This is a genomic window from Arthrobacter sp. 10T419, from assembly GCF_056394105.1.
Genome location: NZ_JBFTHF010000026.1, coordinates 1 through 637, shown reverse-complemented (window position 1 = coordinate 637; position 637 = coordinate 1). Strand labels below are relative to the sequence as shown.

The 637-nt window shown below is 56.5% G+C and carries 1 pseudogene; it reads left to right on the top strand.

Features of this window, described 5'->3' with window-relative positions:
- A pseudogene (locus tag AC1DBD_RS17695) lies at positions 1 to 244 on the top strand (hypothetical protein); the annotation flags it as partial.
- Positions 245 to 637: the final 393 nt, after the last annotated feature.

Genomic DNA, 637 nt, shown 5'->3' with positions numbered 1-637 from the left:
GGGCACAAGTGCTTGTTTGCTATGCAGAACGAAGCCTTGGCAGGCTGCCGACCACGACTTGATGGCCATTCCTGAGGACCTGATCGCCCATTTCGTGGTGGGCCCCATGACTGCCGAGGCGGTCCAGGATGCTACGATGGCGTTCAAGAAGGTCTGGATCGAACTGGCCCCGGCCGGCAGGTCAACCAGCGCAACGGCAGAGCGCCAACAGGCTTTTAATGCCGGTGTTGCCGCAATTACATAGTCAACAGCCGCCATCGCCCCAGTGGAGCCAAAGCGGTGTACCAAAGGCACCTCATCGCTAATATAACGATCTTGTTCGCAAATCGGTAGGCCTGTAGTATTCGATACGGGATATCTGTCGCGCGACCAAAGAGACGATCATTACGTCAAAAATAATGAAAGCGTTAGGGGACCGTATCGGGGGCGAAACTGAAATTGAGTGGCTGCACACGTCGCTAACAGCCCACTTTGATGGGCTGCGCGCCGCGCGCGGTGATGCTCCTCTTTATCTCCTGGAGCACGGCCTTTCTGACGCCGACTTGCAGGCAGTACTACGCTCGACACAATATTGCCTGTATCACCATCGCATCGAAGGGTCTTGGTGGGGCCTCCGTCCGTTGCCGCTACTCATTGC